Here is a 22,637-nt window from a genome sequence, read left to right on the forward strand (position 1 = left end):
CTCGCGCAGCCAGCGCAGCAGCAGGTCCAGCGACTCGGGGAAGTCGCTCTCGTACGCGGCGAGGCCGGTGCCGAAGACCTCCAGGTCCACCCACGGCCCGCCCCGCCCCACCCCGAGCACGAAGCGCCCCTGCGCGGCGTGGTGGAGCAGCGCGGCCTGCTCGCCGAGGGCGACGGGGTGCTGCGTGGGCAGCACGCTGACGGCGGTGCCGACGCGGATGCGGCTGGTGCGGCCGAGGAGCAGCGCGGCCAGGGTGACCGCCGAGGGGCAGGTGCCGTACGGGATGAAGTGGTGCTCGGCGAGCCAGACGGAGTCGAGCCCCGCCTCCTCCGCCGCTACGCCCGTCCGCACGGCGCGGTGCAGGGCTTCGCCCTGTCCCTGGCCGGGAAACTGGGCGGCGAGCACAAACGAGCCGATGTGCATCCTGCCCCCTGTGTACCGATGGTGCTGTTGTGCGAGGGGTACGAAAGGCCCGTCACCTGCGGCGATGGGGCGCAACCCCGAAGTCGTCTTCATTGTTGGTGATAGGCGGGTGAATCGTCATTCTTTGTGCCCGGGGCTGGACTTCGTGCCCCGTACCCTGGTAGGGAATTCGTCACGACGATCTTCCCGAGGTGCCGACGTGTCCCCCCGCCGGAACAAGCCGCGCTCGCGCGGCGCCGCCCGTCCGCCCGCGGACGACGACCTCGCCGGCCGCATCGGCATGCCCGACGCGGTGGACTACGGGGGCGAGGAGTTCCTCTTCCGCCGCGTCTCCGGGTCCGCGGCCGACAAGAGCTACCGCTGCCCGGGCTGCGATCAGGAGATCCGCCCCAGTACGCCGCACGTGGTGGCGTGGCCGGAACACCGCGGCGCGGACCTGCGCCGGCACTGGCACACGGCCTGCTGGAACGCCCGCGACCGCCGCGGCACCCGGCCGCAGCGCTCGCGGAACGCGCCGCGCCACTGACGCCGCACGCGCCGGCGCGGACGCACCACCCGCGATACCGGGCAACCCCTCTGTGGTCCAGACCTATTGACGATTGGTACAGACCTTCTCTACGCTCCCGCATTACTGCGGTGAGCATGACATCCTGACCGATGCTCGCCGGGCGACGCAGGTCCCACCCCCACACGCATCCGGACCTAGGAGCACGCCCTTGAGATCCCCCCACGTACGCACCCGTACCCGCGTCATCGGCGTTCTGCTGACTCTGGCGCTCGCGATCCCGCTCACGGTGCTGGCCACGCTCGCCCCGTCCAGCACCGCGGGCGCCGCGACGACCCCCGCCGGGCCCAAGGCCGCCGGGGTGAAGCTCGGCTACTTCACCGAGTGGGGCGTCTACGACCGCAACTACCACGCCAAGAACCTCGACACCTCCGGCTCGGCCCAGAAGCTCACCCACATCAACTACGCCTTCGGCAACGTCCAGGGCGGCCGCTGCACCATGGGCGACTCCTTCGCGGCCATCGAGAAGAGCTACACCGCGGACCAGAGCGTCGACGGCGTCGCCGACACCTGGGACCAGCCGCTGCGCGGCAACTTCAACCAGCTGCTCAAGCTGAAGAAGAAGCACCCGAACCTCAAGATCCTCTGGTCCTTCGGCGGCTGGACCTGGTCCGGCGGCTTCGGCCAGGCCATGCAGAACCCCGAAGCGTTCGCGCAGTCGTGCTACGACCTGGTGAACGACCCGCGCTGGCAGGGCCTGTTCGACGGCATCGACCTCGACTGGGAGTACCCCAACGCCTGCGGCCTGTCCTGCGACACCAGCGGCCCGGCCGTGATGAAGAACATGATGCAGGCGTTCCGCGCGAAGTTCGGCGACCAGCTCGTCACCGCCGCCATCACGGCGGACGCCTCCGCCGACGGAAAGATCGACAAGGCGGACTACGCCGGCGCCGCCGAGTACGCCGACTGGTACAACGTCATGACGTACGACTTCTTCGGCGCCTGGGACGCGCAGGGCCCCACCGCCCCGCACTCGCCGCTGACGTCGTACGACGGCATCCCGATCGCCGCGTTCCACTCCGACGCCGCGATCCAGAAGCTGAAGGGCATCGGCATCCCGGCCAACAAGCTGCTGCTCGGCGTCGGCTTCTACGGCCGCGGCTGGACCGGCGTGACCCAGAGCGAACCCGGCGGCACGGCCACCGGACCCGCGCCCGGCAAGTACGAGCAGGGCATCGACGACTACAAGGAACTCAAGGCCAAGTGCCCCACCACCGGCACCGTCGCCGGCACCGCGTACGCGCACTGCGGCAACCAGTGGTGGAGCTACGACACCCCGCAGACCATCGGCGGGAAGATGTCCTACGCCAAGCAGCAGGGCCTCGGCGGCGCGTTCATCTGGGAGATGAGCGGTGACACCGCGAACGGCGAGCTGATGTCGGCGGTCAACAGCGGCCTCGGCTGAGGCCGTTCGGCCGGCCACCGCGCCGGCCACCGCGCCGACCGGAGCCCGGGAAGGTGGAGTCGCCCCCACCGACCCGGGCTTCTGCCATTTGGTCCAGACCTATTGACCACATTGGTATGTACCAATAGCCTCCCTGGCGAGTGAGTGTCATGGCATGAACAACACCTGGCTCGTGTACGACGGACGGCCGTACGCGCGGACGCGCCGCCCGCACCTGTTCGGAACGGCACTCGACGAGGGAGACACACCTTGAGATCCCCCACCGGCAGTCGCCTGCTGAGACGCGCCACGGCCATCGTGGCCGCCGTGGCCATCCCGCTCGCCGCCATGGTCGGACTCGCCAGCCCCGCCCAGGCGGCCGGGGCGACCGCGACCTACCAGAAGGCCGCAGACTGGGGCACCGGCTTCGAGGGCAGGTGGACGGTGAAGAACACCGGCACCGCCTCGATCTCCTCCTGGTCCATATCCTGGGACTTCCCCGCCGGCACCAGCGTCACGTCCTCCTGGGACGCCGACGTCTCCCACACCGGCACCCGCTGGACCGCCAAGAACAAGTCGTACAACGGCAGCCTCGCCCCGGGCGCCAGCCTCACCTTCGGCTTCAACGGCTCCGGCAGCGGTGGCGGCACCGTCACCAACTGCACCCTGAACGGCGACGCCTGCGACGGCGGCGGCGTCCCCGGCGACAGCGCCCCCTCGGCTCCCGGCACGCCCAGCGCCGGGACCGTCACGGACACCTCCGTGGCGCTGAGCTGGACGGCCGCCACCGACGACAAGGGCATCAAGAACTACGACGTGTACCGCGGCAGCACCAAGGTCGCCACGGTCACCGACACCAGGTACACGGACACCGGCCTGACCGCCGGCACCCCGTACACCTACAGCGTCCGCGCCCGCGACACCGCGGACCAGGTCGGCCCCTCCAGCGGCTCGCAGACCGTCACCACCACGGGCGGCGGCGGCCCCGGCGGCAACAAGATCAAGATGGGGTACTTCACCGAGTGGGGCGTCTACCAGCGCAACTACCACGCGAAGAACCTCGACACCTCCGGCACGGCGCAGAAGATCAACACCATCAACTACGCCTTCGGCAACGTCCAGAACGGCCGCTGCACCATGGGTGACTCCTACGCCGCGATCGAGAAGGCGTACGGCGCCGGCGAGAGCGTCGACGGCGTCGCCGACACCTGGGACCAGCCGCTGCGCGGCAACTTCAACCAGCTGCTCAAGCTCAAGAAGAAGCACCCGAACCTCAAGATCCTCTGGTCGTTCGGCGGCTGGACCTGGTCCGGCGGCTTCACCCAGGCCATGCAGAACCCGGCCGCCTTCGCCCAGTCCTGCTACGACCTCGTGTACGACCCGCGCTGGCAGGGCCTGTTCGACGGCATCGACCTCGACTGGGAGTACCCCAACGCCTGCGGTCTGACCTGTGACAGCAGCGGCCCGGCCGTGATGAAGAACATGATGCAGGCGTTCCGCGCGAAGTTCGGCAACAAGCTCCTCACCGCCGCCATCACGGCGGACGCCTCCAGCGGCGGGAAGATCGACAAGGCCGACTACGCCGGTGCGGCACAGTACGTCGACTGGTACAACGTCATGACGTACGACTTCTTCGGCGCCTGGGACGCGCAGGGCCCCACCGCCCCGCACTCGCCCCTGACCTCCTACGACGGCATCCCGATCGCGGCGTTCCACTCCGACGCCGCGATCCAGAAGCTGAAGGGCATGGGCATCCCGCCGGCCAAGCTGCTGCTCGGCGTCGGCTTCTACGGCCGCGGCTGGACGGGCGTGACGCAGAGCGCGCCCGGCGGCACCGCGACCGGCCCGGCACCCGGCAAGTACGAGCAGGGCATCGACGACTACAAGGAGCTGAAGAGCAGGTGCCCCGTCACCGGAACGGTCGCGGGCACGGCGTACGCCCACTGCGGCAACCAGTGGTGGAGCTACGACACCCCGGCGACACTCACCGCGAAGATGACCTACGCCAAGAACCAGCAGCTCGGCGGCGCGTTCATCTGGGAACTCAGTGGTGACACCGCCAACGGCGAGCTGATGACCGCGGTCAACAACGGTCTCGGCTGACCCTCAGACGGGCCTGAGCCCGGGGTTTCCGGCGTGCGCTCGCCTCCCCGCCCCGGGTTCAGGCCCTTTCCCGTTCCCACGGACGAGTCTCCTCAGGCGCTACGCCACGTTGACGCGCTGCCCCGGCGGGGCCGCCTCCAGCCAGGCGAGGAAGCCGGTGAGCGCGTCCTCGCTCATCGCCAGCTCGATCCGGTCCTCGTCGTGCCGGCAGGCCAGCACGACGGCGTCGGAGAGCAGGGCGAGTTCCTCCTCGCCCGCGGGGGCCCGGCGCTCCAGCACCTCGATGGCGTCCCGCCGCAGCACGCGGCGCGGCCTCGGCGCGTAGGAGAAGACCCGGAACCACTCGATGACGTCACCGCTGTAGCGGGCGACGCCGTACGCCCAGCCCTTCCCGGGCCGATCGGCGCGGGCGGACCGGCGCAGACTGCAGTCGAAGGTGCCGCCGGCCCGCTGGATCAGCCGGCGGCGCAGTCCGAAGAGGAAGAGGCCGAGCAGCAGCAGGGCGACCACCGCCCCGGCCAGTAGCAAAGCGAGGAACATCTCCACAGACCTCCTCGCCGCTCCTCTCGCGTGGCCTCAGTGACCCGCCACGGCCAGGAGCCGCACTTCCGCGCGTCGCTCCGCCCCCGCGTCGGCGTCCGCCTTGGCCTGCTCCAGGGCGCGCTCCGCGCGCTCCACGTCGATCTCGTCGGAGAGCTCGGCGATCTCGGCGAGCAGCGAGAGCTTGTTGTCCGCGAAGGAGATGAAGCCGCCGTGCACGGCCGCCAGGACCGTGCCGTCCCCGCCGGAGCCCGTCGTACGGATCGTCACGGGGCCGGACTCCAGCACCGTGAGCAGCGGCTGGTGTCCGGGCATGATGCCGATGTCACCGGACGGGGTGCGCGCGATGACCCGGGTGGCCTCGCCGGACCAGACGCTACGGTCCGCGGCGACCAACTCGACGTGCAGCTCGGCCACGATGGCTCCTCAACTGGGGTTTAGCAGAGAATAACTGGTTTGCGGGCCGGGGGCGGGGCGAACCCCGCCCCCGATTGGCTCGGAGCCAATGAAAACCGCGGGCGGACCCGTCAGGAGACGCCCAGCTCCTTCGCCTTGGCCTTGAGGTCCTCCAGGCCACCGCACATGAAGAACGCCTGCTCGGGGAAGTGGTCGTACTCGCCGTCGGCGATCGCGTTGAACGCGGCGATCGACTCGTCCAGCGGCACATCCGATCCGTCGAGACCGGTGAACTGCTTCGCCGCGTGGGTGTTCTGCGACAGGAAGCGCTCGATCCGGCGGGCCCGGGAGACGGTGAGCTTGTCCTCCTCGGACAGCTCGTCCATACCCAGAATGGCGATGATGTCCTGCAGGTCCTTGTACTTCTGCAGGATCGCCTTCACGCGCGTGGCGCACTCGTAGTGCTCCTGCGCGATGTAGCGCGGGTCGAGCACCCGGGAGGTGGAGGCCAGCGGGTCCACCGCGGGGTAGATGCCCTTCTCGGAGATCGGACGGGAAAGCTCCGTCGTCGCGTCGAGGTGGGCGAAGGTGGTCGCCGGGGCCGGGTCGGTGTAGTCGTCCGCGGGCACGTAGATCGCCTGCATCGAGGTGATCGAGTGGCCGCGGGTCGAGGTGATGCGCTCCTGGAGGAGACCCATCTCGTCCGCGAGGTTCGGCTGGTAGCCCACCGCGGAGGGCATGCGGCCCAGCAGGGTGGAGACCTCGGAGCCGGCCTGGGTGAAGCGGAAGATGTTGTCGATGAAGAACAGCACGTCCTGCTTCTGCACGTCGCGGAAGTACTCCGCCATCGTCAGACCCGCCAGCGCGACGCGCAGCCGGGTACCCGGCGGCTCGTCCATCTGCCCGAAGACCAGCGCGGTCTGCGGCAGCACGCCGGACTCGGCCATCTCCGCGATGAGGTCGTTGCCCTCACGGGTGCGCTCGCCGACGCCGGCGAACACCGAGACGCCCTCGTGCAGCTTGGCCACACGCATGATCATCTCTTGGATGAGCACGGTCTTGCCCACGCCCGCGCCGCCGAACAGGCCGATCTTGCCGCCCTTGACGTACGGGGTGAGCAGGTCGACGACCTTCAGACCGGTCTCGAACATCTCGGTCTTGGCTTCGAGCTGGTCGAAGGGGGGCGCGGTGCGGTGGATCGGCCAGCGCTCGGTGATCTCCGACTCGTCGACCTCGTCGTTGAGGATGTCACCCAGGGTGTTGAACACCCGGCCCTTGGTGACGTCGCCGACGGGGACGGTCAGGCCCTCGCCGGTGTCGGTCACCGGGGCCTGGCGGACCAGGCCGTCGGTGGGCTGCATGGAGATGGCGCGTACCACGCCCTCACCGAGGTGCTGGGCGACCTCCAGGGTCAGCACCTTGATCTCGCCCGCGTTGGCGGGGTCGGAGACCTCGACGGTCAGCGCGTTGTAGATGTCGGGCATCGCGTCGACGGGGAACTCCACGTCGACGACCGGGCCGATGACCCGCGCGACTCGGCCGTTCGCCGTGGCAGTCGCCGGGGTGGTCGTTGCAGTGGTCATTATCGGTCACTCCCCGCAGAAGCGTCGGCGAGGGCGTTCGCGCCACCGACGATCTCGCTGATTTCCTGGGTGATTTCGGCCTGACGGGCCTGGTTGGCAAGCCGCGTGAGCGACTTGATGAGTTCCTCGGCGTTGTCCGTCGCCGACTTCATCGCACGGCGGGTGGCGGCGTGCTTGGAGGCGGCCGACTGCAGCAGCGCGTTGTAGATCCGGCTCTCGACGTACCGCGGCAGCAGCGCGTCGAGCACGGCGTCCGCGGACGGCTCGAAGTCGTACAGCGCCTGGTACTCGTGCTCCTTCTTCCGCGCCGCCTCGAAGACCTCCATCGACTCCTCGGCGGTCTTCTCGAAGACGATCGGCAGCAGCCGGTTGTCCCGCGCGGTCTGCGTCATCATCGAGTGGAACTCGGTGTAGACGATGTGGATCTCGTCCACGCCGCCCTCCGAGGTCTCCTTGCTCAGCGCCTCGATGAGCGGCGCGGCCACCTTCTTCGCGTCCGCGTACGTCGGGTTGTCGGTGAAGCCGGTCCACGACTCGGTCACCGGCCGCTCGCGGAAGCCGAAGTAGGAGACGCCCTTGCGGCCGACGATGAAGTGGTCGACCTGCCTGCCCGCGCCGGTCAGCCGGGTGGTCAGCGCCTCGGCCTGCTTGATGGCGTTGGAGTTGTAGCCGCCGGCCAGACCGCGGTCGCTGGTGATCAGCAGTATCGCGGCCCGCACCGGCCGCTCCACCTCGGTGGTCAGCGGGTGCTTCGTCTCCGAGCCCGCGGCCACCGCCGTGACGGCGCTGGTCAGCTCGGTCGCGTACGGCGTGGAGGCCGCCACCTGGCGCTGCGCCTTGACGACGCGCGAGGCGGCGATCATCTCCATCGCCCTGGTGATCTTCTTGGTCGCAGAGACGCTACGGATCCGCCTCTTGTAGACCCGCATCTGGGCGCCCATGCTCAGCCCTCGCCCAGCAGCTTGCCGTCCGAGGTCTCGAACTGCCGCTTGAAGGACTCGACCGCTTCGCGCAGCGCCTCGACGGTCTCGTCGGCCATCTTGCCGCCCTCGCGGATGCCCGTGAGCAGGTCCTTGTTCTCCCGGTGCAGGTGGTCGAGCAGCTCGCGCTCGAACCGCTTGACGTCCCCGACGGGCACGTCGTCCAGGATGCCGTTGGTGCCGGACCACACGGCCACGACCTGGTCCTCGGTGGGGAAGGGCGCGTACTGCGGCTGCTTCATCAGCTCCATCATCCGCTGGCCCCGCTCCAGGGCCGCCTTGGAGGCGGCGTCCAGGTCGGAGCCGAAGGCGGCGAACGCCTCCAGCTCGCGGAACTGCGCCAGGTCCAGCTTCAGCCGGCCGGAGACCTGCCGGATCGCGCGGTGCTGGGCGGCACCGCCGACGCGGGAGACGGAGATACCGACGTTCAGCGCCGGGCGCTGGCCCGAGTTGAACAGGTCGGACTCCAGGAAGCACTGGCCGTCGGTGATGGAGATCACGTTGGTCGGGATGTACGCCGACACGTCGTTCGCCTTGGTCTCGATCACCGGCAGACCGGTCATCGAGCCGGCGCCCAGGTCGTCGGAGAGCTTGGCGCAGCGCTCCAGCAGCCGGGAGTGCAGGTAAAAGACGTCGCCGGGGTACGCCTCGCGGCCCGGCGGGCGGCGCAGCAGCAGCGACACGGCGCGGTACGCCTCGGCCTGCTTGGACAGGTCGTCGAAGATGATCAGGACGTGCTTGCCCTGGTACATCCAGTGCTGGCCGATGGCCGAGCCGGTGTAGGGGGCCAGGTACTTGAAGCCCGCCGGGTCGGACGCCGGGGCCGCCACGATCGTGGTGTACTCCAGGGCGCCGGCCTCCTCCAGCGCGCCGCGCACGCCGGCGATGGTGGAGCCCTTCTGGCCGATCGCCACATAGATGCAGCGGACCTGCTTGTTCGGGTCGCCGGAGTGCCAGTTGTCGCGCTGGTTGATGATCGTGTCGATGCCGAGGGCGGTCTTGCCCGTCTGCCGGTCACCGATGATCAGCTGGCGCTGGCCGCGGCCGATGGGGGTCATCGAGTCGACGGCCTTGTAGCCGGTCTCCATCGGCTCGTGCACCGACTTGCGCTGCATGACCGTGGGAGCCTGCAGCTCCAGCGCACGGCGGCCCTCGGTGGCGATCTCGCCGAGGCCGTCCACCGCGTTGCCCAGGGGGTCGACGACCCGGCCCAGGTAGCCGTCGCCGACCGGCACGGAGAGGACCTCGCCGGTACGGGTGACCGGCTGCCCCTCCTCGATGCCCCTGAACTCGCCGAGGACGACCGCACCGATCTCCCGCTCCTCAAGGTTGAGGGCGAGGCCGAGGGTGCCGTCCTCGAACTTCAGCAGCTCGTTCGCCATCGCCGAGGGCAGCCCCTCGATCTTGGCGATGCCGTCCATGGCCTGCGATACCGTGCCGACCTCTTCGCGCGAGGCCGCGTCCGGCTGGTACGACTGGACATAGCTCTCCAGCGCGTCCCGGATCTCCTCCGGCCGGATCGTGAGCTCCGCCATCTGGGTTCCCTGCTCTCCTTGTTGGGCCCGTAAGTTCTTGCGTCCACGGCCCCACTCGGGCCGCTGGTGATGCTCTGGAGTCGGGGTGTGACGGTCGGTGACCGTCAGCCCGCCATACCGCGCTTCACCTCGTCGAGGCGGTCGGCGACGGAGCCGTTGATGACCTCGTCGCCCACCCGCACCGAGATCCCGCCGAGGACCGCGGGGTCCACGTCCAGGTTCAGGTGCATGTCCCGGCCGTACAGCCGGGACAGCGCGGCGCCGAGGCGCTCCTTCTGCCCGTCGCTGAGCGGCACCGCGGTGGACACGACCGCGACCATCCGGTGCCGGCGCTCCGCGGCGAGCTTGGACAGGGCCTCCAGGCCCCCTTCCAGGCTACGACCCCGCGGCCGCTCGACGAGCCGCACGACCAGCCGCTCGGTGACCGGGTTCGCCCGGCCGCCCAGCAGCGAGTGCAGCAGCGCGGCCTTGGCGGCCCGGCTGCCCACCCGGTCGGTGAGCGCCCCGCGCAGCGGCTTGTCGCCCGTGACGATCCGGCCGAACCGGAACAGCTCGTCCTCCACGTCGTCGAGCTTCCCCGCCCGCTGCGCGGACGTGAGGTCCGCGGTGTCGGCCAGCTCTTCGAGCACGTCGACCAGGTCACGCGCCCGCGACCAGCGGGCCCGTACCATCCCGGCGACCAGGTCGGCGGTCTCGCCGCCGATCTGCCCGCCGAGGATCCGGCCGACCAGGTCGGCCTTGGCCTCGCCGGGCTGCGCCGGGTCGGTCAGCGCCCGCCGCAGCGTCACCTCGCGGTCCAGCAGCGCGGTCACGGCGGCCAGCTCCTCGGCGAGCTTCGCCGCGTCGACGGTCGTGCTGTCGGTCAGCGCGTCGAGCTGCTCCCGGGCGGCGGCCAGCGCCTCGCGGCTCGCTCCGTTCATCGGTCACGCTCCTCGTCTCGCTCGCTGGCGCTCGCTCGACTCGTCGCCGTTCCGGCGTTCATGCCCCGGCCTCGGCCTTCGTCCCGGACTGGTCGGCGGCCTTGGCCTCCAGCTCGTCCAGGAAGCGGTCGACGACGCGGCTCTGCCGGGCGTGGTCCTCCAGGGACTCGCCGACCAGCCGGCCGGCCAGGTCGGTGGCCAGCGCGCCGACGTCCTGGCGCAGCGCCAGCGAAGCGGCCTTCTTGTCGGCCTCCACCTGGGCGTGACCGGCAGCGATGATCTCCTCACGCTGCCGCTGGCCCTCGGCCCGCATCTCGGCGATGAGGGCCGAACCCTGCTCGCGAGCCTCCTCGCGCAGCCGGTTGGCCTCGTGCCGGGCCTCGGCGAGCTGGGCCTTGTACTGATCCAGCGTCTGCTCCGCCTCGATCTGGGCGGCCTCGGCCTTCTCCATGCCGCCCTCGATGGCCGCCTTGCGCTCCTCCAGCACCTCGTTGATGCGGGGCAGGAGCTTCTTGGCCAGCAGGCCGAAGACGATGAGGAAGGCGATCAGGCCGATGACGAGTTCCGGCATCGGCGGGATGAGAGGGTTCTGCTCCTCTTCGGCCGCGATCTGCAGGAGGTTCACATCGGTGCCTTTCGTCGGAAGGAGTCCGCTCAGGACGGGTAAACGAACGGCATGACGATGCCGATGAGGGCGAGCGCCTCACAGAAGGCGAAGCCCAGAATCATGTTCTGCCGGATCAGGCCGACGGCCTCGGGCTGGCGGGCCATGGCCTGCACGCCGTTACCGAAGATGTAGCCGATGCCGACGCCGGGGCCGATCGCGGCGAGGCCGTAGCCGATGGCGCCGAGGTTGCCCTTGATCTCGACGGCGGCGAGAGTCTCCATGACAGCCATGGGTGTTTCTTCCTTCTCTTCTACGGGCCGGTGGGGGTTGGCCACCGGACGAATCGGGATGGTGCGGATGGTGCGGTGGCTCAGTGCGACTCTTCGAGCGCGCCCGAGATGTAGCTGGCGGTCAGCACGACGAACACGTACGCCTGGACGGCCTGGATGAACAGCTCGAAGGCGATCATCACCATGACCATCACGAAGGCCACGGGCGCGTAGGCGAAGCCCCAGCTGTTCAGGAAGAACCAGGTGGCGATGGTGAACATCACGAGCAGCAGGTGGCCGGCGAACATGTTCGCGAAGAGCCGCACCGCGTGCGTGAAGGGCCGCACGAGCACGTTGGAGAAGAACTCGATCAGCATGACCAGCGGCAGCACCGCGCCCAGCGACTTGTCGTAGCCGGTGAGGTTCTTGAGCCCGCCGACGAAGCCGTGCCGCTTGAAGGTCAGCGACAGCCAGGTCACGTAGACCAGGATCGCGAGGGCGGCGGGGAAGGCGATGATCGAGGTCACCGGGAACTGCGCGAGCGGAATGACCGACCAGAGGTTCATCAGCCAGATGAAGAAGAAGAGGGAGACGAGCAGCGGCACCCACTTCTCGCCCTCCTTCTTGCCGAGGGTCTCGTAGGCGATGCCGCGGCGGACGAAGTCGTAACCGGACTCGGCGACCATCTGCAGCTTGCCCGGTACGACCTCGGGGCTGGCGAACGCCTTCCAGAAGAAGGCGCAGAGGACCAGCGTCGTCACCAGCGCCAGCAGGATCGGCTTGTTGAACTCGAAGCCGCCGACGGTGAACATCGGCTTGAAGACGAACGAGTGCAGACCGGGGGACTGGAAGCCGCAACCACCATCAACGAAGATCTTGCAACTCGCGTCGAAAGCGAGCGTCGTATCAGCAGCACTCACCGGCGAGCTCCTTCGGCGTGACGCATGGCTACGGCAACCTCAATGTGTCGGCGTTGTGCACCGCTGGAGAGCGGTACGTGACAGGACGGGAAACGGCCGGCGGGGTGCGGTGCGGCCCTGCGGCCCACGGCGCACGCGCGCACCGGCGCGGCAGGGGGACGATAGCAGTAGCGGATCACTGCTCGGGCGGCGCCCCTCATCGCCCGCCCTCGGTGGCTGTACCGGAGCGCTGTTCACCCGCTCCGGTTTCTCGCTCCGGCTCCACGTACGGCAACTTCAGCCGGAAGTGGGTACGGCCCATCGCGGCGGTGAACACCAGCGCCGCGGCGAGCACGGTGAAGCCGAACGCCTTGGTGTTGAAGAGCGTCGTGTCCTGGAACAGGCCCATGACGACGGCGAGCAGCAACACCTGGGAGGTGTAGGTGATCAGCGCGATCCCGAGGAACAACTCGGGGTTCTTGCGCGAGAAGTGCTGGAGTGCGAGGAGGCCGAGACAGAAGAAGGCAAGGACCACCACGGTGGCTGCGGCGGCTCCCACACCGCCCTTCACACCGGCCGCGAGTGAACTGACGATCACTGCCACGACGCCGGCGAGGGCGGTCGGGATCGCGGCGCCACGGAGGATCCGGGCGTCGTTGACCTGCATATGAGGAGTCTCCGGCGGGAGTCGGGAGCAACTGGTCGACGGTGACGAGCATGTCCCCGGAGCGGGTGCACCGCATCGAGGGGCATCGCGCCAGAGAACCGTCGCACTACGGTCCTTCGGCTCTGCACCGGGTTCTCGTGAACGGTATCACAAGCATCTTGACCCGAGCTTTACTCGGTAAGTGTGCCGCCCGTCACACGAAGGGGCTACGTCGGCCGCGTCGCTCCGCCCACCTGGGGATATGCCTGCTAAGGGGCTCAATGTCCGGCACGGCGCCAGCGCGAGCGCTCCCCCACGGCCGTCGACCCGCTGATGCCCGCGGGCACCAGCTCGTGCCCCTGTGAATCCGGTGTCCCGTTCGCACCGTTCGTCCCGTTCGCCGCCGCGCCGCCCACCGGGGCGGGGCCGACCTGCGGGTCCGTACCGTCGCCCGGGTTGTCGCCGTCGGACCCGTTGCCGGTGTCCCCGGGGCGCCGGTAGCGCGGCGGTACGAGCCTGTTGGCCCACGACGGCGTCTTCGGGGCGAACCGCGGCAGCAGCAGGAGCACCAGCCCCGCGGCGCTCAACCCGACCGCCACCAGCACCACCCACACGTTGTCGGCCTGCACCGAGAAGGCCACCATCCCGAACGCGACCAGCGCCGAGAAGAAGTACATGAGCAGCACGGCCCGCATGTGCGAGTGGCCCATCTCCAGCAGCCGGTGGTGCAGATGGCCCCGGTCGGCCGCGAACGGCGACTGGCCGCGCCACGTGCGCCGTACGACCGCCAGCACCAGGTCCAGCATCGGGATCGCCAGGATCGTCAGCGGCAGCACCAGCGGGATGAACACCGGCACCGTCGAGCGCACCGCCTGCTTCTCGCTGCCCGCGAAGACCTTCAGCGCGTCCGGGTCCACCTGTCCGGTGATGGAGATCGCCCCGGCGGCGAGCACCAGGCCCAGCAGCATCGAGCCGGAGTCGCCCATGAAGATCCGCGCCGGATGCACGTTGTGCGGCAGGAAGCCGACGCACATGCCCAGCAGCACGGCGGAGAAGAGCGCGGCGGGGGCGGCGGCCTCGATGCCGTAGCCGAACCAGATGCGGTACGCGTAGATGAAGAACGCCGCGGAGGCGATGCCCACCATGCCGGCGGCCAGCCCGTCGAGACCGTCCACGAAGTTGACGGCGTTGATCGAGATGACGACGAGCGCGACCGTCAGCAGCGTGCCCTGCATCGGCGTCAGCACCACCGTGCCCACGCCCGGCACCGGGATCCACAGGATCGTCAGGCCCTGGAGCACCATGACGCCCGCGGCGATCATCTGCGCGCCCAGCTTGACCAGGGCGTCCACGCCCCATTTGTCGTCCAGCACGCCGATCAGCCAGATCAACGCGGCACCGGACAGCAGCGCCTTGGGTTCGTTCAGCTCGAAGACGCGCTCGAAGGCCCGCAACTGCGACGCGACGAGCAGCGCGGCGCACATGCCGCCGAACATGGCGATGCCGCCGAGTCTCGGCGTCGGCTCGCTGTGCACGTCACGGTCCCGGATTTCCGGCATCGCGCCGGCCGCGATCGCGAACTTCCGCACCGGGCCGGTCAGCAGATACGTGACAGCGGCTGCGATGCACAGCGTCAGCAGGTATTCACGCACAAGCTGCCCCAGAGGTTTCGCTGTTCCGTTCAGCCACACACATTAGCCCGCTCCCGGGCCGATGTTCTCCGGGTACGGACGCGAAGCCCGTGCGGGCCCGTACAGGAATAGACCCTCCGGACGCCCGACCGGTTGCATCCGGCCATCGTCAGGCGGCGGCCGGCACGCCTGTGAGCGCCGTCACCACCGGGTCGAGCGCCTGCCCGATCTCCTCGCCGATCCGGCGGAAGTACGGCACGGGCGCCCCGTACGGGTCGTACACCTCGTCCGCCGCCGGGCTGGGCGCCAGCAGCCAGCCGCGCAGCGCCGCGGCGGCCTGCACCAAGGCGTGCGCCCGCGCCACCGCGCCCTCGCGGGCCGGCGGCAGCGTGGCGGAATCTATGGCCCGTACCAGCCGGGCGAATTCTTTGAGCGTGAACGTGCGCAGCCCCGCGGAGTGCCCCATGGAGATCACCTGCGCCCGGTGGTCCCGGGTCGCGGTCAGCACCAGATCCGCCCGGATCACATGCTCGTCGCGCAGCTCCCGGGCCGCGAACCCGTCCGGGTCCGCCCCCGACTCGCGCAGCACCGTCGCCGCGTGCGCCTCCATCGGCGCGCCCTCGTGCCCCCAGGTGCCCGCGCTCTCCACCGCGATGCCCGCCGCGGGCCGCGGGCCGAGGCGTACGTCGAGGGCATGCCGCGTCAGCCGCTCGGTGATCGGCGAGCGGCAGACGTTGCCGGTGCTGACGTGGAGGATCCGGAATCCCTGTATGTCCCCCGTGCGCCCTTCGGGCGGGGTCAACTGGCGACCTCAAGCCCGCCTGCGACCTCGCGCAGCTGCTCCGCTGTCACCGCGCCCTCGCGCAGCAGCACCGGCGTGCGGCCGGTGATGTCCACGATCGAGGACGGCACCGCGGCCGGCGTCGGGCCGCCGTCGAGATAGACCGAGACCGACTCCCCCAGCATCTCCTGGGCCGCGTCGCAGTCCTGCGGGGCGGGGTGGCCGGTGAGGTTGGCGCTGGAGACGGCCATCGGGCCGACGTCCTTGAGCAGTTCGAGCGCCACCGGGTGCAGCGGCATGCGCACCGCCACCGTGCCGCGGGTCTCACCCAGGTCCCAGGTCAGGGACGGCTGGTGCTGGGCGACGACGGTCAACGCACCCGGCCAGAAGGCGTCGATCAGCTCCCACGCCTCCTCGCTGAGGTCCTTGACCAGCCCGTGCAGCGTGTTCGGCGAGCCGATGAGCACGGGGGTGGGCATGTTGCGCCCGCGGCCCTTGGCGTCCAGCAGCGAGGCCACCGCCTCCTCGGCGAACGCGTCGGCGCCGATGCCGTAAACCGTGTCGGTGGGCAGGACGACCAGCTCGCCGCGGCGGACTGCGGACGCGGCCTCGCGCAGCCCGGTCCTGCGATCGGCCGCATCGCTGCAGTCGTAGCGCCGTGCCATGTCAATCTCCTTCTCAGGTACGGACCCTGCGGGCGGTCGCGAATCGAGGCCGGTTGTTGAGGTCGGGGTGGTCGGCGGCGTCCGCCCAGCCGCGTTCCTCGGTGAAGAGCCACGGCACCTGGCCGCCCTGGGTGTCGGCGTGCTCGACGACCAGCACCCCGCCCGGGCGCAGCAGCCGCCGTGCCGCGACCTCCAGACCGCGGATGAGGTCGAGGCCGTCCTCGCCGGAGAAGAGCGCGGCCTGCGGGTCGTGGTCGCGGGCTTCCGGCGCGACGTGCTCCCACTCGGTCAGCGGGATGTACGGCGGGTTGCTGATGACCAGGTCGACCTGGCCGTTCAGTTCGGGCAGCGCGGTGCGCGCGTCTCCATGGTGCAGCACGACCCGGGCGCCGCCGTCGTTGTGGGCGGCGTTCTTGCGCGCCCAGTTCAGCGCCGTCTCCTCCAGCTCGACGGCGTGCACGGCGGCCCGCGGCACCTCCTGCGCCATGGCCAGCGCGATGGCGCCGGAGCCGGTGCACAGGTCGACGATCAGCGGCTCGACGACGTCCATCGCGCGTACGGCCGCTATGGCCCAGTCCACCACCGACTCGGTCTCCGGCCGGGGCACGAAGACCCCGGGGCCGACCTGGAGTTCCAGATAGCGGAAGTAGGCGACGCCGGTGATGTGCTGCAGCGGCTCGCGGGCCTCGCGGCGGGCGACGGCCTCCCAGTAGCGGGCGTCGAAGTCGGCGTCGGCGACGCGGTGCAGCTCGCCGCGTGGCACTCCGTGCACGGACGCCGCCAGCTCCTCCGCGTCGAACCGCGGGGAGGGCACGCCGGCGTCGGCGAGCCGCCGCGTGGCCTGTGCCACTTCGACGAGCAGCAGGTTCACGTTCCCTCCGGTCCCTCTGCCGTATCCGGTGCGGTGCTCAGCCGGCGTCCGCGAGCTTGGCCGCGGCGTCCGCGTCCACGCATGCCTGGATCACCGCGTCCAACTCCCCGTCGAGCACCTGGTCCAGGTTGTACGCCTTGAACCCGACCCGGTGGTCGGAGATCCGGTTCTCCGGGTAGTTGTAGGTGCGGATGCGCTCCGACCGGTCCACCGTACGCACCTGGCTGCGGCGCGCGTCCGCCGCCTCCTTCTCCGCCTCCTCCTGCGCCTCGGCGAGCAGCCTCGCCCGCAGGATACGCATCGCCTGCTCCCTGTTCTGCAGCTGGCTCTTCTCGTTCTGGCAGGAGACCACGATGCCGGTGGGCAGGTGCGTGATGCGTACCGCCGAGTCCGTCGTGTTGACGGACTGGCCGCCGGGGCCCGAGGAGCGGTAGACGTCGATGCGCAGGTCGTTGGGGCCGATCTCGACCTCGTCGACGTCCTCGGCCTCGGGCAGCACCAGCACGCCGGCGGCGGAGGTGTGGATGCGGCCCTGCGACTCGGTGGCCGGCACCCGCTGCACGCGGTGCACGCCGCCCTCGTACTTCAGCCGCGCCCACACGCCCTGGCCGGGCCCGGGCGGCGGCGCGCCGCCCTTGAGCTTCACGGAGACCGAGACGTCCTTGTAGCCGCCGAGGTCGGACTCGTTGGCGTCCAGCAGCTCGGTCTTCCAGCCCTGCCGCTCGGCGTAGCGCAGGTACATCCGCAGCAGGTCGCCGGCGAACAGCGCGGACTCCTCGCCGCCCTCGCCCGCCTTGACCTCCAGGATGACGTTCTTGTCGTCGCTCGGATCGCGCGGTACGAGCAGCAGCCGCAGCCGCTCCGTCAGCTCCTCGCGCTCCCGCTCCAGGCTCTTGGCCTCGGCGGCGAAGTCCGGGTCCTCGGCGGCCAGCTCGCGGGCGGCGGCGGCGTCCTCACCGGTGCGCTCCCAGGCGCGGTAGGCGGCGATGATCGGGGTCAGCTCGGCGTAGCGCTTGTTGAGCCTGGTGGCGCGACGCTGGTCGGCGTGCACGCCGGGGTCGGCGAGCTGCTGCTCAAGCGTGGCGTGCTCGCCGATGAGATCCTTGACGACCTCGAACATCGTGGGGCGCTCCGTAGGGGGGAAGTAGCAGGACCGGGCGCGGGCGGCCGGACGGGACGAAAAACGTGCGCCGGCCCGGTCCGCCCCCATCGGGGCGGCCGGCCCGGCGCACGCGGACGAGCTACTTCTTCGCCGCGGCCTGCTTGCCGAAGCGGGCCTCGAAGCGGGCCACGCGGCCACCGGTGTCGAGGATCTTCTGCTTGCCCGTGTAGAACGGGTGGCACGCGGAGCAGATGTCCGCGCGGATGGTGCCGGAGGTGACGGTGCTCCGGGTGGTGAAGGAGTTACCACAGGTGCAGCTGACCTGGGTCTCCACGTACTCCGGGTGGATGTCGCGCTTCAAGGGGTTCTCCTAGGTTCGGGAGGGCTCCGGGTCGATCGGCGGGCTGCGTCACGTGAACCGGGGCCGACGTACCAGTCTACGAGGACCGGTCGTGCACGCCAAAACGGGTCCCGGGCCCGCTTTATTCCACGGCCCCGGCTCCCCCGCCGACCGGCTCCAGGCGCTCACGCTGCGGGGTCGCCCGGCCGCAGTCCGTGCAGCTCAGCCGCGGGGCGCGACCTCCTCCAGGCCCTCGCTCCCGGCCGGTGGCGCGGCGACCACGCGGTCGCGGTCCGCCTGCCCGCCCGCGGGATCCTTCAGCGCCGACTCCGGTATCGGCCGGTCCTCCCGCAGCGCCTTCCAGACCTGCGCGGACTCCTTCTCCAGCGGTACGACGCGGTTGCCGTCCTGCTCGTCGTACGTCACCGGGAGGGTCGCCATCTGCATGTCGTCCGGGCCTATGTCGCCCAGGCTCTCGGCCAGCCGGCGCAGCTCGTTCACCGAGCCCAGGCCGTCGTCCGTGGTGATCGACTTGGTGGCGGTGTCGGCGAGCCCGATGAGCTTGGCCGGGCTCGTCAGCAGGTCCACCTGGCCGACCTGCTGCACCAGCGCCTTGACGAAGACCTGCTGCAGCTCTATCCGGCCGAGGTCGCTGCCGTCGCCGACGCCCTTGCGGGTACGGACCAGGCCGAGCGCCTGCTCGCCGTCGAGGGTGTGGGTGCCGGCCTTGAGGTCGAGGCGGCTGTCGGGGTCGTCGATGTCCTGGCGGGTGGTGATCTCCACCCCGCCGAGCTGGTCGACGAGCCGCTTGAAGCCGCTGAAGTCGACCTCCACGAAGTGGTCCATGCGCACCCCGGTCATCTTCTCCACGGTCTTGACCGTGCAGGCCGGGCCGCCGACGGAGTACGACTCGTTGAACATCGCGCGCTCCGCGGCGGGCGCGGCGTCGCCGTCGTCGCGCCGGCACTCGGGGCGGTCGACGAGGGTGTCGCGGGGGATGCTGACGACGCTGGCGCGCTTCCGGTCCTCGTAGACGTGGACGATCATCGCGGTGTCCGAGCGGGCGCCGCCCCCGTCGCGGCCGTACTCGGCGTTCTCGCCGGCCCGGGAGTCGGAGCCGAGGACGAGGATGTCCGTGGAGCCGCCCGGCAGGTCCTCGGGCCGGTCGCCGCCCAGCTTGGCGTCCAGGTCGACGCTGGTCAGGTTGCCGTTGAGGCGGAAGTAGAGGTACGTGAGGCCGGCCCCGCCGAGGATCACGGCCCCGACGAGGGTCCAGACCAGCACGAGCACCGCCTTGCGGCGGGGGCTGCGCGGTCGGCGGCCGGGATCCCCGGCTGCGTACGGTTCCGCCATCGGCTCCTCACCTCGGCCGCTCAGGTTCCTGATTCGCCCCCGGATGGATCCGAACTTTTCCCCACATTCCCCGACAGGGATCACCTAAAAGGGTTACACACGTCTTGGTGAACGCGCAAAAGCCTCCCCTCGTTCCAAGGGGAGGCTTTTGCCTACGAAAACTGCCCGACCTGCACCGGTTCGCGGGGAATCGGCGCCGGGTTGCGCGTCAGTCGCCGTTGGGCGTGGGCGTGGTCTTCTGGATCTGCATCAGGAACTCGGCGTTGCTCTTGGTCTGCTTCATCTTGTCCAGCAGCAGCTCCATCGCCTGCTGCTGGTCCAGCGCGTGCAGCACCCTGCGGAGCTTCCAGACGATGGCCAGCTCGTCGGCGCGCATCAGGATCTCCTCCTTGCGGGTGCCGGAGGCGTCCACGTCGACCGCGGGGAAGATGCGCTTGTCCGAGAGCTTGCGGTCGAGCCGCAGCTCCATGTTGCCGGTGCCCTTGAACTCCTCGAAGATCACCTCGTCCATCCGCGAGCCGGTCTCGACCAGCGCGGTGGCCAGGATGGTCAGCGAGCCGCCGTCCTCGATGTTGCGCGCGGCGCCGAAGAACTTCTTCGGCGGGTAGAGCGCCGTGGAGTCCACACCGCCGGACAGGATGCGGCCGGAGGCGGGCGCCGCCAGGTTGTACGCGCGGCCCAGGCGGGTGATCGAGTCGAGCAGCACGACGACGTCGTGGCCCAGTTCGACGAGCCGCTTGGCCCGCTCGATGGACAGCTCGGCGACCGTGGTGTGGTCCTCCGCCGGGCGGTCGAAGGTCGAGGAGATGACCTCGCCCTTCACCGACCGCTGCATGTCGGTGACCTCTTCCGGCCGCTCGTCGACCAGGACGACCATCAGGTGGCACTCGGGGTTGTTCGTGGTGATCGCGTTCGCGATCGACTGCAGGATCATCGTCTTGCCGGTCTTCGGCGGCGCCACGATCAGCCCGCGCTGCCCCTTGCCGATGGGCGAGACCAGGTCGATGATCCGCGGCGTCAGCGCGCCCGGGTCGCTCTCCAGGCGGAGCCTGTCCTGCGGGTAGAGCGGGGTGAGCTTGCCGAACTCCGCCCGGCCGCGGCCCTGTTCCGGCCCCTGGCCGTTGACCGAGTCGAGGCGGACCAGCGCGTTGAACTTCTCCCGGCGCTCGCCGTCACGCGGCTGGCGCACGGCGCCCGTGACGTGGTCGCCCTTGCGCAGGCCGTTCTTGCGCACCTGGGCCAGCGAGACGTACACGTCGTTGGGGCCCGGCAGGTAGCCGGAGGTGCGGACGAACGCGTAGTTGTCGAGGATGTCGAGGATGCCCGCGACCGGGATCAGGACATCGTCCTCGGCGATCTGCGGCTCGTTGAAGTCCTCGCGCCCGCGGCGCCCGCGGCGGTCGCGGTAGCGGCCCCTGCGGCCGCGCCGGCCGCCGTCGAAGTCGTCGTCCTGCTGCTGTTGCTGCCGGCCGCCGCCGCCCTGGTTCTGCTGGCCGCCGCCACCGCCCTGACCGCCGCCGTCGTCACCCTTGTTGCGGCGGTTCTGCCGGTCGCGGCGCCCGCCGCTCTGCCGGTCGCCGCCGCCCTGGCGGTCGGCCTTCTGGCGGCCGCCGTCGCCGTTCTTCTCGGCCCGGTCCGCCTTCTCTCCCCGGTCCGCCTTCTCGGCCTTGTCAGCCTTGTCGGCCTTCTCGGCCTTCTCGGCCTTGTCAGCCTTCTCGTTCTTCTCGGCCTTGTCGCCGCCCGCGCCCTGCTCCGCGCCGGAGTCCTGCACCTTGACGGGCTGGCCGGGAATGTCGATCCGCGAGTCGCCGTCGTCCTTGGAGCCGTCGCCGTCGGCCTGCTCGGCCTCGCCGGTACGCGCCCGGGAGGTGGCCCGGCGCTTCGGCCGCGCCGCCGCGCCGCCGTCCGACGCGTCCTTGCCGGCCTTGTCGGCGGCCTTCTCGGCCTTGGCCTCGGCAGGCTTGCCGCCGTCGGCGCCCTGCCTCTCCTTGATCACCTCGATGAGCTGGCTCTTGCGCATCCGAGCGGTGCCCCGGATCCCGAGGCCGGATGCGATCTGCTGGAGCTCCGCCAGGACCATGCCCTCCAGGCCGGCGCCACGACGGCGCCTGGTCGAACCGGCGGTGGTTGCGGGAGCCCCCCCAGTCTCCTGCTGGGAGGCACCCCCAGAAGCTGGGCTGGCGGCGTTCTCTGCGTTGACGCCCATCAGATCGGTGGTGTCGCTCACGAAGGGTCCTTCCCTGGAGCGGTGCGTCGGCCTGTCTGGCTCGGCGACCGGTCGTGCTCTCCGGCTGCGGCCCGTGCGTTTGCGTCCGCGGGTCCGCGTCGGTGCGGTAGTCCGCCGTGCGGCGGTGAAGACTGTGCAGGGTCGGCATGCTGGTGGCGCGAGGCACTCGGGTGGGTGTCACGCACGACAGCGGTGCCGATTCGGGAGCGTCACTGCACCGGCAGGCTGCTCAGGCAATGTGGAAGGCTCCCGGAAGAAAGGCTGCCCCGCTGGGGAAATCCCCTTGTGGGACCTGCCCCCGGGCCCTGCGGCCCGGAGAGACCCCAGCACACAGCACGGCCGTGTTTGACCTACGACTGGAGTGCGCTGGTGCTGCCTTGAGGTTAACACTATCGGATCCTGCAGACATTCCCCCTCTCCCGGCGTCGGCGGCCGGTTCCGTGTTGTCCGTTCCGTGGTGCGGTTCCTGTGGTGCGGATCGTCGTGGAGACGGTGCGCGCGGGCCGGTGACCTGCGCGTGCCCGCGTACGTCGCGTGGCACGGCCGCCGTCCGGCCGTCAGGCCAGCGGCAGCACGCTCGCCCCCTCCCGGTCGAGGTCCAGCCGGTTCGCCGCCCAGCCGTCGCCCGCCGAACGGGCGACCTTCTCGGCCGCGCCGTCCTCCGCGAACGCCAGCACCGTCGGCCCCGCGCCGGAGATCACCGCGGGCACGCCGTCGGCGCGCAGCCGCGCCACCAACGCCGTGCTCTCCGGCATCGCGGCCGCCCGGTAGTCCTGGTGCAGCCGGTCCTCGGTGGCCGTGAGCAGCAGCTCGGGGC

The 22,637-nt window shown here is 70.4% G+C and carries 22 protein-coding genes and 1 pseudogene; 3 read left to right on the forward strand and 20 right to left on the reverse strand.

The features are described from left to right. A partial coding sequence (locus H5J30_RS02850) for an LLM class flavin-dependent oxidoreductase (RefSeq protein ID WP_181785553.1) occupies nt 1-423 on the reverse strand: 423 nt, incomplete at its 3' end. 199 nt (nt 424-622) lie between these two features. On the opposite strand from H5J30_RS02850, the gene H5J30_RS02855 reads away from it, so the two are divergent. The 3 genes from H5J30_RS02855 to H5J30_RS02865 all read left to right on the forward strand — a co-directional run bounded on the left by H5J30_RS02855 (nt 623) and on the right by H5J30_RS02865 (nt 4,475). Then, complete coding sequence (locus H5J30_RS02855; protein ID WP_181785554.1) at nt 623-949, forward strand: Rv1322 family protein; 327 nt, start codon at nt 623-625, stop codon at nt 947-949. A 190-nt stretch (nt 950-1,139) separates the two neighbouring features. Further along, entirely contained in the window at nt 1,140-2,393 is a 1,254-nt protein-coding gene (locus H5J30_RS02860) for a glycoside hydrolase family 18 protein (RefSeq protein WP_181785555.1), read from the forward strand. Nucleotides 2,394-2,720: 327 nt separating this feature from the next. Further along, the gene (locus H5J30_RS02865) at nt 2,721-4,475 is read left to right on the forward strand and encodes a glycosyl hydrolase family 18 protein (protein ID WP_220188465.1); all 1,755 of its coding nucleotides are present in this window, start codon (nt 2,721-2,723) and stop codon (nt 4,473-4,475) included. A 99-nt stretch (nt 4,476-4,574) separates the two neighbouring features. On the opposite strand, the gene H5J30_RS02870 is transcribed toward H5J30_RS02865, so the two are convergent. The 19 genes and pseudogenes from H5J30_RS02870 to H5J30_RS02960 all read right to left on the reverse strand — a co-directional run. Beyond that, nucleotides 4,575-5,015 (reverse strand): DUF2550 domain-containing protein, encoded by a 441-nt coding sequence (locus H5J30_RS02870; protein WP_181785556.1) that lies wholly within the window; start codon nt 5,013-5,015, stop codon nt 4,575-4,577. A gap of 36 nt (nt 5,016-5,051) precedes the next feature. Then, complete coding sequence (locus H5J30_RS02875) at nt 5,052-5,432, reverse strand: F0F1 ATP synthase subunit epsilon (RefSeq protein ID WP_181785557.1); 381 nt, start codon at nt 5,430-5,432, stop codon at nt 5,052-5,054. A gap of 110 nt (nt 5,433-5,542) precedes the next feature. Next, nucleotides 5,543-6,994, reverse strand: a complete 1,452-nt coding sequence (gene atpD / locus H5J30_RS02880; RefSeq protein ID WP_181785558.1) for a F0F1 ATP synthase subunit beta — start codon at nt 6,992-6,994, stop codon at nt 5,543-5,545. Continuing rightward, on the reverse strand, nt 6,994-7,935 hold the full coding sequence (locus tag H5J30_RS02885) for a F0F1 ATP synthase subunit gamma (RefSeq protein WP_181785559.1): 942 nt from the start codon (nt 7,933-7,935) through the stop codon (nt 6,994-6,996). The genes atpD and H5J30_RS02885 overlap by 1 nt, the downstream gene beginning before the upstream one ends. Before the next feature lie 2 nt (nt 7,936-7,937). After that, on the reverse strand, nt 7,938-9,509 hold the full coding sequence (gene atpA / locus H5J30_RS02890; RefSeq protein ID WP_181785560.1) for a F0F1 ATP synthase subunit alpha: 1,572 nt from the start codon (nt 9,507-9,509) through the stop codon (nt 7,938-7,940). Nucleotides 9,510-9,613: 104 nt separating this feature from the next. After that, nucleotides 9,614-10,429: a F0F1 ATP synthase subunit delta gene (locus tag H5J30_RS02895; RefSeq protein WP_181785561.1), complete on the reverse strand. Its 816-nt coding sequence runs from the start codon at nt 10,427-10,429 to the stop codon at nt 9,614-9,616. A gap of 58 nt (nt 10,430-10,487) precedes the next feature. Then, nucleotides 10,488-11,054, reverse strand: coding sequence for a F0F1 ATP synthase subunit B (locus H5J30_RS02900; RefSeq protein WP_181785562.1), 567 nt, complete (start codon nt 11,052-11,054; stop codon nt 10,488-10,490). Nucleotides 11,055-11,083: 29 nt separating this feature from the next. Next, nucleotides 11,084-11,326, reverse strand: a complete 243-nt coding sequence (gene atpE, locus H5J30_RS02905) for an ATP synthase F0 subunit C (RefSeq protein WP_026276655.1) — start codon at nt 11,324-11,326, stop codon at nt 11,084-11,086. An 80-nt stretch (nt 11,327-11,406) separates the two neighbouring features. Then, the gene (gene atpB, locus H5J30_RS02910) at nt 11,407-12,225 is read right to left on the reverse strand and encodes a F0F1 ATP synthase subunit A (RefSeq protein ID WP_181785563.1); all 819 of its coding nucleotides are present in this window, start codon (nt 12,223-12,225) and stop codon (nt 11,407-11,409) included. Between the two features lie 196 nt (nt 12,226-12,421). Beyond that, nucleotides 12,422-12,871, reverse strand: a complete 450-nt coding sequence (locus H5J30_RS02915; protein ID WP_181785564.1) for a Cg1360 family ATP-synthase-associated protein — start codon at nt 12,869-12,871, stop codon at nt 12,422-12,424. Nucleotides 12,872-13,128: 257 nt separating this feature from the next. Further along, nucleotides 13,129-14,502 carry an MraY family glycosyltransferase gene (locus tag H5J30_RS02920; protein WP_181785565.1) on the reverse strand — a complete coding sequence of 458 codons (1,374 nt, stop codon included), beginning with the start codon at nt 14,500-14,502 and terminating at the stop codon, nt 13,129-13,131. 148 nt (nt 14,503-14,650) lie between these two features. Next, nucleotides 14,651-15,283, reverse strand: coding sequence for an arsenate reductase/protein-tyrosine-phosphatase family protein (locus H5J30_RS02925; protein ID WP_018840091.1), 633 nt, complete (start codon nt 15,281-15,283; stop codon nt 14,651-14,653). Further along, nucleotides 15,280-15,927 (reverse strand): L-threonylcarbamoyladenylate synthase, encoded by a 648-nt coding sequence (locus tag H5J30_RS02930; protein WP_181785566.1) that lies wholly within the window; start codon nt 15,925-15,927, stop codon nt 15,280-15,282. The genes H5J30_RS02925 and H5J30_RS02930 overlap by 4 nt, the downstream gene beginning before the upstream one ends. Before the next feature lie 13 nt (nt 15,928-15,940). After that, nucleotides 15,941-16,798, reverse strand: a complete 858-nt coding sequence (gene prmC, locus H5J30_RS02935; RefSeq protein ID WP_018840093.1) for a peptide chain release factor N(5)-glutamine methyltransferase — start codon at nt 16,796-16,798, stop codon at nt 15,941-15,943. A gap of 37 nt (nt 16,799-16,835) precedes the next feature. Continuing rightward, nucleotides 16,836-17,918, reverse strand: a complete 1,083-nt coding sequence (gene prfA / locus H5J30_RS02940; protein ID WP_181785567.1) for a peptide chain release factor 1 — start codon at nt 17,916-17,918, stop codon at nt 16,836-16,838. A 121-nt stretch (nt 17,919-18,039) separates the two neighbouring features. Continuing rightward, nucleotides 18,040-18,261 carry a 50S ribosomal protein L31 gene (gene rpmE, locus H5J30_RS02945; protein WP_018840095.1) on the reverse strand — a complete coding sequence of 74 codons (222 nt, stop codon included), beginning with the start codon at nt 18,259-18,261 and terminating at the stop codon, nt 18,040-18,042. 201 nt (nt 18,262-18,462) lie between these two features. Continuing rightward, a complete protein-coding gene (locus tag H5J30_RS02950; RefSeq protein ID WP_181785568.1) occupies nt 18,463-19,593 on the reverse strand; it encodes an LCP family protein in 1,131 nt (376 codons plus the stop codon). 208 nt (nt 19,594-19,801) lie between these two features. Further along, entirely contained in the window at nt 19,802-21,820 is a 2,019-nt protein-coding gene (gene rho / locus H5J30_RS02955) for a transcription termination factor Rho (protein WP_181785569.1), read from the reverse strand. A gap of 557 nt (nt 21,821-22,377) precedes the next feature. Continuing rightward, nucleotides 22,378-22,637, reverse strand: a pseudogene (locus H5J30_RS02960) (homoserine kinase); the annotation flags it as partial.

This window comes from Streptomyces phytophilus (assembly GCF_013870535.1).
Lineage (GTDB): Bacteria > Actinomycetota > Actinomycetes > Streptomycetales > Streptomycetaceae > Streptomyces > Streptomyces phytophilus.